Raw genomic sequence first — 15,776 nt, forward strand, 5'->3', positions numbered from 1 at the left:
CTGTAGCGACCCTTTGCCGTGAACACGGCATGAGTAATGCTACCTTTTATAAATGGCGTGCCAAATATGGTGGTATGGATACATCATTAATGGCTCGACTGAAAGAGCTAGAAGCCGAAAATACCAGACTTAAAAAGATGTATGCGGAAGAGCGATTAAAGGCCGAAATCATCCAGGAAGCGATGGCAAAAAAGTGGTAAAGCCATCTTGCCGGCGTAAGATGGCACAACAGGCAGTTGCCCAGCATGCCATTAGTATTCGTTTGGCTTGTAAAGCATTTGGCATTAGTGAAACCTGCTACCGCTATCAAGCCAAACTCAGCGATGACAATGCACTCATTGCTGAACAGCTCATTGAACTCACTGAGGAAAATTCCGATTGGGGCTTTGGTTTGTGCTTCTCGTATTTACGGCATGTTGAGAGTTGCTGCTGGAATCACAAGCGGGTTTACCGCATTTACTGTGAGTTGGCACTGAATCTGCGTATTAAACCGAGAAGAAGACTAAAACGGCATGCGCCTGAACCATTGAAAGAACCAATCCGAGAAAATCAGGTTTGGTCATTAGATTTTATGCATGATCAGCTTTCCGATGGTCGCAAGTTTCGATTATTGAATGTGATTGATGATTACCGCCGCGAAGGCCTAGCCATTGAAGCAGGGTTCTCATTGCCCACAATCAGGGTTATTCGTACGTTGAATCAATTGCTGGAGTGGAGAGAAAAACCGTTAGTGATCCGATGCGATAATGGTCCCGAATTTATCAGTCACGAATTTGTGCGCTGGGCTACTGAGCACGGTATTCGTATTGAATATATTCAACCGGGTAAGCCACAGCAGAATGCGTATATTGAACGCTATAATCGGACCATACGTTATAGTTGGCTGAGCAAGCATTTATTTGATACTTTGGATGAAGTACAAGATTATGCAACAAACTGGTTGTGGCATTACAACCATGAAAGACCACATCAAGCTAACAAAGGAAAGCCACCTCTAATGGCTGCTTAACCTCTACTTTTAACTTCGGTTATTTATGGGAGGATTACCTACCAATCTCCAGAGTATGGACAAACATCTCCAGCCTCACACTTTAATAACTGTCTATCTAACTCATCGTTATCAGGATGGCTAATTATCTCCCAAACATTTCCGTCATAGCGTATAAGTTTTTTATATGTTAGCACCCAAAGAATATTTTCTTTAACTTCAACTGATATTACTCCTTGAACTGCTTCTAACTCTGAGACTATGGAATATTTCCCCTCCTCATACAGATAAAGCCCTTGTTCAGAAGCTATATAAATTTTATTATTATAAAAAGCAGCGTTATAAAATGTAGAATTAATACTTATATCTTTTAAATTCTTAAATCCATTATCAATATTACCTCTTAAAAGTGTTCCATATTGACCCAGGACCAGAATGTTTTTTTCCATCAGGACAAGGAACTATTGCATACAGTGCAGATGGCGTTATACGTTTAACTTCGAGCCATTTTAAGCCATTAAAAAATGCAATAAAGCCTTCATCATTTTGTGTTCCACATACATAAACATTATTTTTATCAAAACCATTTATATCATAAAGATTTTTTTTGAAAGATAAATCTTTATCATTATTTAGAAAAAAATCATCATTTTTAGGAATTTCTAGAGGTTTCTCTTCTAAGTTATTGGCGATACTTTTCCAGTTTTCATCTTCATAAATATAGATTTTTGCACCATCTCCACAAGCATAAATCCTATCTTGAATTACACATAAACGATTAAATTGTCCATATATAAACTGCTCATTAGTAACAGGACATATTTGTTGGTACTTTTCACCAGCCTGCTGAAAAATCTCTACATTTCCCTCTTTATCAAGCGAGATTAGAGATCTATTATTTAATAAATTCGCGTAAGCCACTGAAATAACTTTCCAGCCATCTAAATCATGACTAGACCAATTTGTATCTGATTGATGACGATAAATAAATACTCTGCTAAAAGCATCCCATGAATCTAATTCATCAATACTAGCAGAAAGATAATAGTTGTTATTACTAATAGCACATCCTGAATTAAAAGTAATAGATGCTTTTTTCATATTCTAATAACTTCACTTATTTTCTAGTTTTGCATTCATATCTTTAGAAAATACAAAATAGAATAAAAAAAGCCCTTACGGGCTTTAATCATCCATACCTAGGCCTTGTTCGTCCACAAACTTTCCAATATCGAGCATCATTCGTGGTGTATCAAGAGAAGCTAAAAATTGCAAATGTGAAATAATCGGTAACTTGCGAACATTTTCCAGTTTAGCTTCACCCCCTAAAATTAAAGCGGGTTCAAAACCAAGCATTTCATTTTTATTTAATTCTCCATATTTTTTTACTGCTCGATCAAATAAAGGTTTGTTTTTATAGTCTTTTATATCTATAAATCTTTTTTCTTTAGAAGACATAAAAATTCTTATTAATAAATCCCCCTCATCTTTTTCCATAACTTCCATACTTGGAAATATTTGATTCATAAGTGGCGAAATAGTAAAGCATTGCCCATGTATAGTCCCCCAAACACTTAAATCACCAAAAGCTGTTCGAGCAATCACAAAATATTCTTCGTGAGGAGGGAGTTCAACATGCTCTAACCAAGCATCTAAAACATCTTGATAATCCTCTGGATTTACGAGCCAGAATAATCCATTGCCCCATCCTGAAAAACCATAGGCTTTCCAGTATTCAAGTAATTGATTGGGTAATTTCCCTTGATATTTTTTTATAGTTTCCTCAGAAACTTTTTCTGAAAAAATGGATGGACCAAAACCTTCATCCTGATAGAAAATTTCAAAATTTTCATCCATCATAAATTCACTCATTTTTTACACCTTTCCAATTTTGCATTCATACCTGTTTTACTTCTTTCACTTACAGGAACTTTTTCCGCAGCATCATCTAATACCTCAACCCTCGTTTTCCATTGGCTACCAATTGAAGAATTAGTATTTTTTAAACCTATAGCATCTGATGCTACTTTGTTCTTCCCACCTACAATTTGGTCTGGATTATGCAATGCTGCCATTTCATTCATAATACGACTGGATTTACCAGAGGCTAGTTTCTTCGCCTCTCTCGGCCCTATACCTTGTTTTTCATATTCTTTTTGATATTTTCTAATTAATGTTTCTTCATATTTATCTCGTGCTTCAGCTGCTGGTCCACCACCACCTCTTCCTTTATCATCAAAGGCTTTGCGCCCCTCAAGATAATCCTCCACGCTCATTTCATTGAGGCCTTTTTGTTGATTCGCCAATTGCCAGTCGGTCTCTTTTTTTAAGTATTCATCAACTGTTAAATTCTTACTGCCTTTGGGATAATCCTCTTTAATCATTTTAGCTGCATTTTTTCTTGCACTATCTGTATTTACAGGGTTGAAACAGTTTACCTTTGTTTCCTTCATTTTTTTAGTGACAGGTTCTTTTACTTTTGGCTGATGGACATTTTCAGGGATTTTTCTCCCAGCACTCGAAGCTGTGCCTGCACTATGTGCAGCATTTGCCTGAGCAGTTTGAGGGAAAGATGGTCTAACTGTTTGAGCAGGCACAGGAACAGGCTTCACTTTTGTACCCACAGTAGCATAAGCAGGCTCATATTTAACTGATTGCTTTAATAAGTTTTGCAAATGCTCATCAAATTCTTTAAAGCCTTGTTTAATTTTTATGGCTGATTTTTGGATCATTGAAACTAAAGCAGCCTCAAATCTCTCCATTCTTACATAAATAGATTTAGCCCATCCTAAACCCATCCAATTAATTTTAGCTCCATAGCTTACCAATGACTTAACACGTTTTACCAAACCTAATAATTGATTAAGTATTGACGTGATAATGTTAGTAACAGAGCTAGCATAATCTGAATACTTTATCCTTTTCAGAGTTGGAATAATATTTCCTTTCATAAAACCGTTTAGTTTAGAGACTATTGTCGCTAAATGAGGTGTTCTTTTAATAAGGAATAATCCAACACATTTAACTACATTTCCGATTTCACTACCAACAGCCCCACCAATAAGTCCGCCTACACCGGCTCCGGGAGCTGCACCAACACCACCAAAAACAGCCCCACCTGCTCCACCGGTTGCAGCACCAGTCGTAGCAGTTACACCAACTAAAACAAATGGAAGCAAGTAAACAGCTAATAACATCCATTCCTGTACATCATCTTGTTTCTTGGGCTCATTTAGCATTCTCATAATAACTGCAACCGCATCACGAGCACTAAATACAAGAACCGTCCCGGGAACAAAACCTGCAAGCATTTCTGTGACAATCACAGAAACAGGACGCTCATCCGTATTGAATTCCCCATAAATAAAACTTTTAACCCAACTTTGAGCACCGTCTAAAGACTTACTATATTCTGCAATAAGCTCATTAAGCTCTTTCTCTATCCATGTTGCTGTCTGATTCAAATTGGATTGCAAACTACTGACAGATTGATTAAAACTTTTCTGGAGCTGTCTTTGATAACCACTAAATGTCTGTAACATATCCATAATTAATCTTCTGCTTGATCATCTGCAAGTGGGAGTACAAAAATTTCAGTTTTAAATAAGTTATCTATTTCTTGTTCGAACCTCATTTCTAACGCTGAACCTAATAGGTTTCGATCTTCCCCATATTCAATGACAGCACGTCCATTTTTCTGGTCATTATAAAACGCCATACCATTCGAATCAGTTTTACCCTTTTGTGTAGTTCCATCAGGCAAATGAATTGTATAAGGAATATTTGGACTAGGCGTGCCATCCGCATATACCTTTCTAAATTCAAGCTGTTTCTTAGGTATCGAGAAAGCAGGTAAAATTGGTAAGTTCTGTGTTGACGAACTCCCCCCCATAAATAAATGCTGCCCAGCTTTTACCTCAAACTTACCGCCAGTGACAGGGAAAATTCCCGAGCCATTAATCTTAATTTGAGATCCGCCCGCTGTGATCACAATTTCTTTAGAAGCACTAATTTCAATTTTGTCTTCTGTTGAAATCACCTGAACAGCTTTACGGGCAATTAAATCTGCTCCGTCATCTTGTGCTTGTATCTCAACTTTACCTTTGCCTGCATAGAGCCTTGCCCCTTGTTGCGCTGCAAAAAGACTAATTTTATTTTGGGCATGGGCGATTAAATTCTTTTGCGTAGTCAGGTTAATGCTATCACCAGCAGTTTGACTTAACTGAGCATCGGCGCTGAGGTGTATGTCTTCATTACTGGCTAGAGCAATACTGTTGGGTGCGGTTAATATCATCAAGGCTTGCTTAAAAGCAGCAGCTTTGTCTTGATCTTTTTCTTCAATTTGCTCTATGAACGTTTTTAAGTTCTCGAGCACTTCCAATGGATCAGTTTGCTGATTTTTAGCAACTTCGCTGAGTGCCTTGGCATTGTTCAGACCGCCTTCTATTTGTTGTTTGGCCTCATTTGCATCAAGGTGTACGCCTTGAGCTTGGTCCTGTTTATGGGTACTAACGAGTAAGCCACTGCCTGCTCGAACCGCGCCCCACTGGTCAGTTCTGAGTTCGAAACCTTCACCTCGTCCATCACTTTCCGCCTTGTCTTTTGGATGGCTTAAGTTACCCAAGTTGAGTTGGCTGGCCGCATGGCTACTTTGTAGCTGGGCACTGATTTGCCCTGTGGTGTCATCAAAACGTAGCTGGTTAAAACCTTTACCATCAACTTCTTCTGAGCGGATGCCACTGAGTTTTTTAGTATCAGGTAACTGCCCTTTCTGGTCGAACTGGGTTGGGTGGCGTTCAGCTTCATGAATACGTCCCACTACAAATGGGCGGTCAACATTGCCGTCAAAGAAGTCGATGACCACGATCTCACCGACACGTGGTAAGAACCGTGCGCCATAACCCGCGCCTGCCCACGGGGTGAGTACATCCACCCAAGCCGAGTCGGTATCATTGTCGTTACTTCCCGCTCCACCGTCATGAGTATGGTCGTCAGTTCGGGTAAACAAGAAACGGACTTTAATGCGTCCCCACTGATCGACATGAATGCTTTCGCCCTCTAACCCAACTACTCTAGCACGCTGCGGGTGAGCGGCTGGTCGATGTTCTAGCGGGCTATATTCAGGCACAGCTTTAATGTTGCGTCGAACGACATTGAGTTCAGCAAAGTGGCGCTGCTCTGGGTTTTGTGTGTCGAGCTGGGCTGCCTTGAGCTTATCCTTTGGCAACAAGCGCTCAAGTTGCTGTTGTAATTCTTTTGGTAAATTATTCTGGTTATAGTAGTGCTTGCTTAAGATTAAAAATTCTTTGTCCGCACTGTCATGTTGGTCGAGTTCAGGATGGTCATTGAGTTCAAACCAGTAACCCACCTGCGCATCACGAACGTTACCTGAAACGGTAAACTGTTTAGAACTCAGGTGATGATAAGCATTAATGTGCTGGTTAAGCTGTTCAATCTGGCTATTGCCTGAGGCTGTGGCTTGGTCTTCGCCTTTTAAGTCTTGCATCCACGCAGGACTAACGTGCCATGCATCTTCAAGGTTTAAGCTTGCATTGTCATAATGTTCACTGTGCTTTTGAGTGCCTTGTACGCTGCCACTGCCTTCTTCTTGTTGCAAGGCATCGGCTTGCCAGCGTTGCACATGAACCGAAGTCGGCTGTAAGCGGCGCTCTGCCTTGACGTGGGTAATGGTGTCGAACTGTTCTGTCGCACTGCTGCGTTGATAACGGAGGCTACGGCGTTCAAGAGCTTGATAGTTTTGGTTATCATCAATTAAACGTAAGACTTGTGGCTCAATAGAAACATTCGGGTCAGCGATCAAAAGCTGAGATTCATCGATTAACCAATTAATGCCTTCACTACGCCATAAACGGGTTAAAAAGTCATAATCGCTTTCGTTTGACTGCATCACAAATGGGCGCACATCGTAATCTTTGGTTAAGCCTGCCGTATCGAGCGTTAAGCTTGAAGCAAATAACGGGCTTTTGCCCTGCCATTCTTTAAATAGAATTTCGCTAATATCTCGCACGCTTTTGTTCATAAACACGCGGCTATTACGGCGTTTATGCCAGAGTGCAGTTGGATCTTTTAAGGTGAGGTTATAAATGGTGAGTGAGCCGTCGCTTTGTCCTTGGCTCGCTTCGGTAATAATGCCTGTGGTTCTAAAAAACTGGCCTGTATCCGTCACCTGATCGACGGCAACCTGACAGCCAATAAATTGTTTTAATGCAATATGCGCGTTCGTCGACAGACACAGTAACTCAGCAACGCTACCTTGGTTGAGGGTATGCTCGCCCTCAATGCGTTGCAAGAAGACTTGATTGTTTAATGATGCGTTGAAAAATTGCACATGAAGAACGCGGTTCTGTGCGACCAACCCTAAACTATCTAAAATTTGAAATATTTTATGGGACATCATTATTATAAAACTGAGTCATAATCATCGATATTTTATAAAAAACAGACAGAATTGTCTATTTATATAAAATAGCTTATCTTCCAAGACTTACATATTTTTTAGTTTAACTGAAAGAAAGATTGGCTATTAAATAATCTATAAATGCTCTCATTTTGGCTGGTAAATTAGAGCTATGAGGATAAAGTAATTGAATACTTTGTAGCGGTAATGAAAAGTCAGGAAATAACCGAATTAGGCGATTTTGTTGAATATCTTCGTCAACTAACCATGCAGGACAAATCGCCACACCTAAAGATGAAAGAGCCATTTGATGAATTGCAGTGACCGAGTTTGATTCATACTGACTTCGAATAAAAGGTAATGAATATTGCTCCCCTAAACTGTTTTGCAAAATATATTGTGAATCTTGCCAATTTAATAAGGTGTGGCCAATCCAAGGAACATCCGCTAAATCAGATATATTTTCTATAGGGTGGTTTTGTATAAATTGTGGCGTTGCGACAAGATAAATTGGATATTCTCCGATTTTTCGAGTTTTTAGAGATGAGTTTTTTAAATTCCCTAGCCGAATAACCAGATCTAATTTTTCAGTCACTAAATCATCAAGCGATGAATTAAACGAATACTGTAAACGTAAATGTGGGTAAAGCCGACAAAACTCAGGAAGTAAAGGCAGAATGAAACGTTGGCCAAATTCATTGGTAGACGAAAACCGTAAAGTGCCTGTAATGCTTGTACCTAAGTGTTGGCTTCGTTCAAATGCCTCATCAATCTGAAGTTGAATTTGTTTAAAATCTTCATAAAAATGCTGACCAATTTCAGTTAATGAAATATTACGGGTGTTGCGAATTAATAGGCTTGTATTGAGCTGCTTTTCTAATTGTTTTATATCAATACTCACCATTGATCGGCTTAAGCCTAAAATTTCAGCAGCCTTGGTAAAAGAGCCAGAATCAACGACTTGTAAAAAACTAGTAATTTGCCTGAGGTTTTTTTGCACAATTAAGCCAATTGTTTAAAATTATCAAACAATGATTTTACTTCGCTTGCATCGACAATAAAAGAGCTGGATCTTACCCTGCCTGCACGGAGGTAGGTATGTCTTATCGATATAAAATAGCAACAGTGTTTTTACTTGGGTTCTTTATTGATTGCATCAACATTTTTATGTCTGCAATTGCATTGCCTCATATTGCATCGTCATTTTCAGTCAGCCAAAGCATGGTCGCTTGGGTAACAAATGCTTATATTCTCGGCCTCATTCTAATTATGCCCATGAGTTTATGGTTAGCCACCAAACTTGGGAACCAAAAATTATTGTGTTATTCGATGCTGTTATTTTCGATAAGCATTTGCTTTATTGGCTTTAGCGAATCGATTTATAGCTTAATTTTTTGGCGATTTATTCAAGGCGTAGCTGGAGGCTTATTAATTCCAGTCGGACAAGCTCTCGTATATGCCTTATTCCCGAACCAAGAACGTCAACGCATTTCTACCATGATTATGGCAATTGCATTGATTGCACCAGCTTTTTCACCTGCCATTGGTGGCATAATTATTGATTCATTAAATTGGAGAGGGGTATTTTTATCAAACCTTCCTTTTTCTTTACTGGCAGCAGCTCTGGCATGGTTATGGATTAAAAAAACAGAGAATGTATCGAGTGAAAAACCAGACATAAAAGGCTTGGTTATTTTTAATATAAGTCTGTTATCTTTATTACTCTCCTTTTCATTTTATAGTGATTACCATAACGCCTCATTCGCTCTAATTAGTTTTCTAATTTCGGTCGGAATGCTTATTTTTTATATTCGACATGCGAAAAAAATTCCCCACCCTGTTCTTAATCTTGAGTTATTAAAAAATAAAAATTTACGTAATGCATTTATTGTCTATTACGCCGTTCCGGGTATTTTTACAGGCGTTAATTTACTCAATATTTTTAATTTACAGCTTAACTTTGGCTTTAATGCAAAACAAACTGGTTTATTCATGTTGCTCTATGCAACCGGGGCACTCACAGCCATGATTAGTGGCGGCCTGCTCTATCAACGGTTAGGAAAAAAGTATCTTCTTATTATTGGAATAACCCTACATAGCCTTGGCATATTTCTTTTGTTTTGTATTTCAAACACAAGCCCTTTGAGCTTTTTAGTGATTTCTTATTTATTGATGGGTATGGGTGGCGGTCTAAGTGCCAATATTGCCCAAATTAGCTCATTGATTAATTTTTCAGGCCAAGATTTATTACAAGGAAGTGTGCTCTGGAATATTAATCGACAAGTTTCATTTAGTGTCGGTACTGTCGTTCTCATTTCGATATATAACTTGATGTCTGGCTCAAGCGATCTGCTTCGCTATCAACATACTTTTTTAATTGCAGCTTTGCTCTGCTTACTTTCACTCATTCCCGTTTTAAAGGAGAAAACCCATGTCTAAACAAATGGATCAAGCCATTCAAAGTGTCATTGACCTACATGTTTTGATCGAAAATGTATTTACAGGAAAAAATGCAGAGCAAAGTCTGAGCCCCCTTTTAGATAGTTTTGATCAGAATTTTAAGATGGTAACGGTTCAAGGTCACAGTATTGGTTTCGCAGAAGTGAATAGTTTATTTAGCCAAAATATCGGAAAAAAACCTTCTTTAAAAATCGACATTCTTAAGAGTACAGCTTTATACGAATTTGAAAATTATTGTTGGGTGCAATATCAGGAACATCAGCAAACTGATGAAACGGAGACAGTACGTACCTCTACAGCCTGCATTAAAGTAGAAGGTGAAAAATGTTATTGGGTTTATTTACATGAAACTTTAGTTCCCTCATCTTCTTAACTCATCTAGAGCACTTAAAGATGGCACCTATTTTGCTTAACAATATTACGTTTTATGAAAATCGTAATACTGATCAAAATGGGGAGCTCTCGATATGGGTTATGTTGCAAAGGAATTTACGCGAAAGAACAAGCTGATTCTCAGTATTTGTTCTTTCGTTATTCCAATATGTCTTTGGTGCGCAATCAGTTACTTACCTTTTGTTTGGCATCCTCAAGTACAAATCACGAGTTCGGGAAGTGTTTCTTACTTACAAGTAGGAAGTCGCATTGATAAAAATGTGTTCTATCTCGAAGCACAAAATGCAGTCAATCGAAATTCTGCACCACCACAAGGTATTTTGGTCAATCCGATTTATTTACCCGCTCCCCATGAAGTCGCTAAGGCTTTGGTCACCGCCTTTACCACACCACCAGAACAACCTGATTCACCGTGGTTTCACCAAAGTTTATGGCACAGTATCAAACTGGTTTTTTCAGCCTTTTTTATCTCTTCCTTGATTGGGATTCCACTGGGTATTTTGTGTGGTTTTTCTAAGCGTATATCCTTATTGACGGAACCTTTTGTTGAGTTTTTCCGTTACTTACCAGCTCCCGCCTTTGGCGCACTTGCAGTAGCAATTTTAGGGATTAATGACGCACCTAAAATTGCCATTATTGTGATTGGTACTCTCTTTCAGCAAATTCTAATTATTGCCAATACCACCCGAATGGTAGATCGAAGCTTAATTGAAGCTGGCTATACGCTTGGCACCAATAAACTCAAAAGTTTATTTCATGTGGTGATTCCTGCTGCCTTACCTGATATTTACCGTGACTTACGTGTGCTATTGGGCTGGGCATGGACCTACTTAATTGTTTCCGAGTTGATTGGTACGACTTCAGGTATTACATGGTTTATTACCCAACAGGCACGCTATCAAAACTTTGACAATGTCTATGCGGCTATTTTGATTATTGGGGTGATTGGTCTGGTCTGTGACTGGCTATTAATGAAGTTAGGTGAGCGGATGTTCACTTGGAAAGTAGGAGCAAAATAATGAACGATTCAACATTTAACGCGCATGAATACTTTCAAAAAATTTATGAACGTCCTGTTATTTTAGAAGCTAAACAACTGAGCCAAGTGTTCAAGCATGGTCAAAGCGAACGCACTGTTTTAAATAAGCTCGATTTAAAAATTCATAAAAGAGAATTTATTTGTGTGATTGGCCCTTCTGGCTGCGGTAAATCGACGCTAAGCCGTGTCATCGCAGGTTTAGACCCATACCATAGTGGTGAAGTTTTAGTAGACGGCGAATGCATTACTGGCCCATGTCCTGAACGCGGCATGGTGTTTCAGGGCTATACTCTTTTCCCGTGGAAAACTGTAAAAGAAAACGTGATGTTTGGTCCACAAATGCGCGGCGCTAGTCAAATGACAGCAGAGGCGCAAGCACGTGAATGGATCAATATTATTGGTTTAGAAAAATATGAAAATCAGTATCCACACCAACTTTCTGGCGGAATGAAACAGCGCGTTGCGATTGCTAGAGCACTGGTTAATCAACCAAAAATTTTGCTCATGGACGAACCTTTTGGTGCACTCGATCCACACACCCGTCAAAAAATGCAAAAGCACTTGATGGATTTATGGCAAAACATTGATATCACCATTATTTTTGTGACCCATGACATGGATGAAGCCATTTTACTGGCAGACCGAATTGTGGCACTCAAAGCCAACCCAGGTGAAATTAAGGAAATTATTGAAGTTAATTTGCCGCGTCCACGCTCACTCGACTTAATGAGCACACCTGAGTTTAAACAGCTTCGTTCACGAGTAGATTATTTAGTTCACGCTGAAGAGGATGAGCTTGACCCTGCTTTACAAGATTTACCAAAAATACCGCGTATGACTCAGGTCAGTACAGAAAAATAAGAAACACATTAAAAAGCCCAAGTTGAACTTGGGCTTTTTAATTGATTGGGCTTATTTGAGCTGTTCTATGAGTGTTGGATAAATCAGCCCATCTACATTTTGTTCGGTTTTATAAATACCGTTTTCAACGTTAAATTTATTGACGTGATAGCTAGAGCCATAAATTGAGTCAAAACCTTGAGATTTAGCAAATACTTTTTTATTGGCATTGATATCTAATAGATGCGTACCGCTGACCATCAACTCATATTGCTTTGGATCAACCCCTGAACGGTTTGCCATAATTTTAACCGCATCGGCATGGGTTGTAGGGTCATTAATATATTTAACTGTTTTGTCCCACACCTGAATGATTTTTTTCCATTCCTCTTGATGAGCAGTTAAGTGGGTCATGTTGACTGTTAAGGTGTCATAAATTAAACCCGGCTTGTCTTTAGAGGTATAGATAATTTTAGAGCCTGCTACTGCTTTTAATGCCTGACCTGCAACGGGTTGCCAAACAGCAATCGCAGAAATATCGGGGCTATTAAATACTTGAGGTAATTGGTTCGTTGCCGAATTTACCAACTTCACCTCATTCGCTTTAATGTTATGGTCAGTTAAAGCTGTTGCCAATAAAAGATGGTCAACCAAGCCTTTTTCGACACCAATTGATTTTCCTTTTAGGTCTTGAATGGTATTAATGCCCTCTTTTGCAATGATGACATCATTACCCGCAGAATAATCTGTTGCCATGATCATCATGCCTTGCGTACCACCCGAAGCTGTTACCAAGTTATCACCATTGGTGACCAACACAGCATCGAGCTGATTTGCCGAAAAGGCTGAAAGCGAAGCCGAATAATCAAACCATTTAAACTCTACATTTAAGCCTGCTTCTTTTAACCAGCCTTTTTCAATAGCCACTTGCCAAGCCACCCAGCCCGGCCAATCACTATACCCAATGGTAATTGGTTTTGTATTTGTGGCTGCCTGAGCGTCTTGTTTGGCCTCAGGCACTTTAGCGGTATTGTCACACCCACCCAATACAACTGCCGATAAAATAGATACGGATAAAAACGCTTTTTTAATCATATAGAAACTTCCCCAACATTTTTACTAACAACACTTTGAGCGGTTTGATTGAGTGACTGTATATAAGCTCGCCAGCCTCCAAAATGGCTAATATCGGTTGCATCTTGAATGGCATAAGCTTCGCAAATAAAGCCTTTGACCCATGTTCCATCTTTTAATTTGAGGTTACCAATACCAAGTGGTGCAGGTACTTCAGCCACAATGGCTCCAAAATTTGCTAAAGGAACATCCCATACTTCGACTTCAATTGATGTCCCTGCTGCGTCGCATTGCAGGCCAGGTTTTGGTGGTGTGGTATTTTTTAAGGCAAAGAGCTTATAAGTGTCTACTGTCTGGGTTTTCTTAAGCAAAGTTGCATTGCGGCTAGTGAGCTGAAAATTAAGTGGCATGCCTGTTAAGTGCGCTCCCACTACAGCAAGCTGCACTGAACGATTCGATTGGATGTTTATACTTTTTTGATAATGTTGAGTTGATTTACCTAAACTCAGCGATGTTTCGGCTTGCCAGAGCTGCGCAAAATTAGCGAGTGCCTGATCGTGCCAAGCTGGTGCAATAAAGGTTACTCCACTTGGTAGACCATCCTCACGGAGTATATTCGGTAAAGCTAAAGCCGAAAGATCAGCAAAATTTACAAAGTTAGTATAGGCCCCCATGTACGCATTTTTAGTCAATGGGTCGGCTTCAACTTCGGCAATGGTGTAAATGGTGGGCGCTGTCGGAACCATCAATGCATCAAAAGGTTGTAATGCCACATTAATTTTTCGAGCCAAAACGGCACGGTTATATTCAGCTTGAAGTGCATCTGTTGCCTTGAATTTATCTGCCTGCGCAATAATTTGAGCAATGACTGGATGAGCCTTTTCACGTGTTGTCATACGTTCAATGGCGACTGTTCTTTCCGCTACCCAAGCATCGTTATACAGTGCAACAGCAAGCTCATTAAACGCACTAAAATCAATACTCTCAACGTCATAACCCAGTTTTTTTACACGCTCAATTGCAACTAAAAAGGCTTTTTCAGATTCAATATCACCATAAAACTCAAGCTGAGCTGGAATAGCTATTTTTCGTTTAGAAAATTGAGTCGGTACATTGGCTGGATGTGCTCGTGAATATTCATCTGTTTGATCGTAGCCCTGCATTAAGCTGGCAACGGTCCACGCATCATCAACATGCAGTGCAAAAATAGAAATGACATCAATGGTTCGACATGCAGGAATTAAACCTGTAGTAGAAAACCAGCCCTTTGTCGGTTTAAGGCCCACAATATTGTTATGGCCTGCAGGTACACGCCCTGATCCCGCCGTGTCGGTCCCTAAACTAAAAGGCACAATGCCGTTAGCAACCACTACTGACGAACCCGAGCTTGACCCACCGCTGATATATTCAGGGTTAAAACTATTTTTTACTGCACCATATGGGGAGCGAACGCCAACCAGTCCCGTTGCAAACTGATCAAGGTTAGTTTTACCAACCACAATTGCCCCTGCTTTTTTTAGCTTGGCTACTACTGCAGCATCTTGAGTCGCTAAATATTCGACCTCTTTACAGGCAGCAGTAGTGTGAAAGCCAGCGACATCAATGTTGTCTTTAACTGCAAATGGCACACCGTATAGTGGTAAGTCAGCAATATTCTGGTCCTTTAAAACATCAATTTGCGATTGAATCTGCTCGTTCGATGCAATTTCAATCCATGCATGGTCATCATTTTTAATTTCTGCCACATAGCCAATCAAATCTTCAAGATGGATTTGCCCATTTTGATATGCTGTTTTCCAGTCTTGGATAGTCCATAATTTTTTCAACACGCTACTCCTCATTTAGTCATTTTGCTGTATAGGTGGCATGACGGCATCCATCAGTTCTAAATGCCCTTTAATCACACCTTTAAGCACAATAAATTGCTGGCTAATTTGTCTGAGTTCAGAACTAGCCCCTTGCATTAACATGACTTGCAATATCTTTTGTTGGTCAAGCTGAATATGAAGTGAACTAATCACCTGTGCTAAAAACTGTTGCTGTAAATCGACCAATTGATTACGCAAGGTCATTTGGCTAGCGTCATAAAGCAGCGTCAAGGTGCCCACCATGACTTCATTGGCCTGCGCCTGCTCTGCAATTAAGTGTTTATTAATCATGTCGACAATGGCTTGCGAGCGACTTTCATAGTTCTGCTCGACAATTTTTTGATCGAGTGCGTTAAGTGTCGTTTCAGGTACGGTAATACTGATTCGAGCCAACTTTTGTTTTGCCACAGTCTTATCCTTTTGTTTTAGGCGGCTGATTGTTTTGCTTGATATATACGCCTGCACGTACGCTGAGCAATTCGACTAAAAAGGCTTTTAAAGTTGGCTTTGGTTGAACCACAGGTTTTACATCGTTCATATCGCACCTCTAGTTTGGTATTACCAAATTCAGTTTTTGTATTACTGACAAGAGATGCAGAAAATGTGCCAGTTTTTAAGCGTCGTTTTGCTGGGCTTTATGGGTATTTATGAGTGATTTTTGGGCAAAAAAAAGCCCCATGCACAGGGATGGGGCTA

15 protein-coding genes are annotated in these 15,776 nt (G+C 39.6%); 5 read left to right on the forward strand and 10 right to left on the reverse strand.

The features are described 5' to 3' along the window. Positions 1-1,009, forward strand: a protein-coding gene (locus tag ACINWC141_RS05250; protein ID WP_155757872.1) for an IS3 family transposase whose coding sequence is annotated in 2 segments (ribosomal slippage) — positions 1-186 and positions 186-1,009 — 1,010 coding nt annotated over the 2 segments. Because the reading frame shifts where the segments join, the coding sequence is not laid out codon by codon here. This gene is flagged as partial in the annotation. 38 nt (positions 1,010-1,047) lie between these two features. Here ACINWC141_RS05250 and ACINWC141_RS20470 read toward each other — a convergent pair. The 6 genes from ACINWC141_RS20470 to ACINWC141_RS05275 all read right to left on the reverse strand — a co-directional run bounded on the left by ACINWC141_RS20470 (position 1,048) and on the right by ACINWC141_RS05275 (position 8,406). Further along, a complete protein-coding gene (locus ACINWC141_RS20470; protein WP_081400029.1) occupies positions 1,048-1,437 on the reverse strand; it encodes a hypothetical protein in 390 nt (129 codons plus the stop codon). Continuing rightward, positions 1,385-2,089, reverse strand: coding sequence for a hypothetical protein (locus ACINWC141_RS05255; protein ID WP_009389023.1), 705 nt, complete (start codon positions 2,087-2,089; stop codon positions 1,385-1,387). Before ACINWC141_RS05255 ends, ACINWC141_RS20470 begins: the two co-directional genes overlap by 53 nt. 84 nt (positions 2,090-2,173) lie before the next feature. Continuing rightward, positions 2,174-2,860, reverse strand: coding sequence for a GAD-like domain-containing protein (locus ACINWC141_RS05260; protein WP_009388771.1), 687 nt, complete (start codon positions 2,858-2,860; stop codon positions 2,174-2,176). Then, positions 2,857-4,536 carry a polymorphic toxin type 15 domain-containing protein gene (locus ACINWC141_RS05265; protein ID WP_009389059.1) on the reverse strand — a complete coding sequence of 560 codons (1,680 nt, stop codon included), beginning with the start codon at positions 4,534-4,536 and terminating at the stop codon, positions 2,857-2,859. Before ACINWC141_RS05265 ends, ACINWC141_RS05260 begins: the two co-directional genes overlap by 4 nt. A 2-nt stretch (positions 4,537-4,538) precedes the next feature. Then, entirely contained in the window at positions 4,539-7,406 is a 2,868-nt protein-coding gene (locus ACINWC141_RS05270) for a type VI secretion system Vgr family protein (RefSeq protein WP_009388827.1), read from the reverse strand. A 103-nt stretch (positions 7,407-7,509) separates the two neighbouring features. Continuing rightward, a complete protein-coding gene (locus tag ACINWC141_RS05275) occupies positions 7,510-8,406 on the reverse strand; it encodes a LysR family transcriptional regulator (protein WP_009389032.1) in 897 nt (298 codons plus the stop codon). Between the two features lie 98 nt (positions 8,407-8,504). On the opposite strand from ACINWC141_RS05275, the gene ACINWC141_RS05280 reads away from it, so the two are divergent. From ACINWC141_RS05280 to ACINWC141_RS05295, 4 genes are all read left to right on the forward strand, one after another. Further along, a complete protein-coding gene (locus tag ACINWC141_RS05280) occupies positions 8,505-9,845 on the forward strand; it encodes an MFS transporter (RefSeq protein ID WP_009388788.1) in 1,341 nt (446 codons plus the stop codon). After that, positions 9,838-10,239, forward strand: coding sequence for a hypothetical protein (locus ACINWC141_RS05285; RefSeq protein WP_009388975.1), 402 nt, complete (start codon positions 9,838-9,840; stop codon positions 10,237-10,239). The genes ACINWC141_RS05280 and ACINWC141_RS05285 overlap by 8 nt, the downstream gene beginning before the upstream one ends. Before the next feature lie 94 nt (positions 10,240-10,333). Continuing rightward, a complete protein-coding gene (locus ACINWC141_RS05290; RefSeq protein ID WP_009389057.1) occupies positions 10,334-11,278 on the forward strand; it encodes an ABC transporter permease in 945 nt (314 codons plus the stop codon). After that, entirely contained in the window at positions 11,278-12,159 is an 882-nt protein-coding gene (locus ACINWC141_RS05295; RefSeq protein ID WP_001000088.1) for an ABC transporter ATP-binding protein, read from the forward strand. The genes ACINWC141_RS05290 and ACINWC141_RS05295 overlap by 1 nt, the downstream gene beginning before the upstream one ends. 51 nt (positions 12,160-12,210) lie before the next feature. Here ACINWC141_RS05295 and ACINWC141_RS05300 read toward each other — a convergent pair whose 3' ends face one another. Genes ACINWC141_RS05300 through ACINWC141_RS19370 form a run of 4 tightly spaced genes read right to left on the reverse strand, consistent with a single transcriptional unit; the run spans position 12,211 to position 15,618 of the window. Further along, entirely contained in the window at positions 12,211-13,233 is a 1,023-nt protein-coding gene (locus ACINWC141_RS05300; RefSeq protein WP_009389067.1) for an ABC transporter substrate-binding protein, read from the reverse strand. After that, positions 13,230-15,041 carry an allophanate hydrolase gene (gene atzF / locus ACINWC141_RS05305; RefSeq protein ID WP_009388833.1) on the reverse strand — a complete coding sequence of 604 codons (1,812 nt, stop codon included), beginning with the start codon at positions 15,039-15,041 and terminating at the stop codon, positions 13,230-13,232. Before atzF ends, ACINWC141_RS05300 begins: the two co-directional genes overlap by 4 nt. A 12-nt stretch (positions 15,042-15,053) precedes the next feature. Further along, positions 15,054-15,488: a CopG family ribbon-helix-helix protein gene (locus ACINWC141_RS05310; protein ID WP_001118705.1), complete on the reverse strand. Its 435-nt coding sequence runs from the start codon at positions 15,486-15,488 to the stop codon at positions 15,054-15,056. Positions 15,489-15,492: 4 nt separating this feature from the next. Continuing rightward, positions 15,493-15,618, reverse strand: a complete 126-nt coding sequence (locus ACINWC141_RS19370; RefSeq protein WP_001000625.1) for a hypothetical protein — start codon at positions 15,616-15,618, stop codon at positions 15,493-15,495. Positions 15,619-15,776 lie beyond the last annotated feature (158 nt).

This window comes from Acinetobacter sp. WC-141, from assembly GCF_000313935.1.
Taxonomy (GTDB): domain Bacteria; phylum Pseudomonadota; class Gammaproteobacteria; order Pseudomonadales; family Moraxellaceae; genus Acinetobacter.

Coding starts and splice junctions, on each gene's coding strand:
- ACINWC141_RS05265 (WP_009389059.1), bottom strand. CDS start 4,536: ATGGATATGTTACAGACATTTAGTGGTTATCAAAGACAGCTCCAGAAA.
- ACINWC141_RS05290 (WP_009389057.1), top strand. CDS start 10,334: ATGGGTTATGTTGCAAAGGAATTTACGCGAAAGAACAAGCTGATTCTC.
- ACINWC141_RS05300 (WP_009389067.1), bottom strand. CDS start 13,233: ATGATTAAAAAAGCGTTTTTATCCGTATCTATTTTATCGGCAGTTGTA.
- ACINWC141_RS20470 (WP_081400029.1), bottom strand. CDS start 1,437: ATGGAAAAAAACATTCTGGTCCTGGGTCAATATGGAACACTTTTAAGA.
- ACINWC141_RS05280 (WP_009388788.1), top strand. CDS start 8,505: ATGTCTTATCGATATAAAATAGCAACAGTGTTTTTACTTGGGTTCTTT.
- ACINWC141_RS05285 (WP_009388975.1), top strand. CDS start 9,838: ATGTCTAAACAAATGGATCAAGCCATTCAAAGTGTCATTGACCTACAT.
- ACINWC141_RS05270 (WP_009388827.1), bottom strand. CDS start 7,406: ATGATGTCCCATAAAATATTTCAAATTTTAGATAGTTTAGGGTTGGTC.
- ACINWC141_RS05295 (WP_001000088.1), top strand. CDS start 11,278: ATGAACGATTCAACATTTAACGCGCATGAATACTTTCAAAAAATTTAT.
- ACINWC141_RS19370 (WP_001000625.1), bottom strand. CDS start 15,618: ATGAACGATGTAAAACCTGTGGTTCAACCAAAGCCAACTTTAAAAGCC.
- ACINWC141_RS05260 (WP_009388771.1), bottom strand. CDS start 2,860: ATGAGTGAATTTATGATGGATGAAAATTTTGAAATTTTCTATCAGGAT.
- ACINWC141_RS05255 (WP_009389023.1), bottom strand. CDS start 2,089: ATGAAAAAAGCATCTATTACTTTTAATTCAGGATGTGCTATTAGTAAT.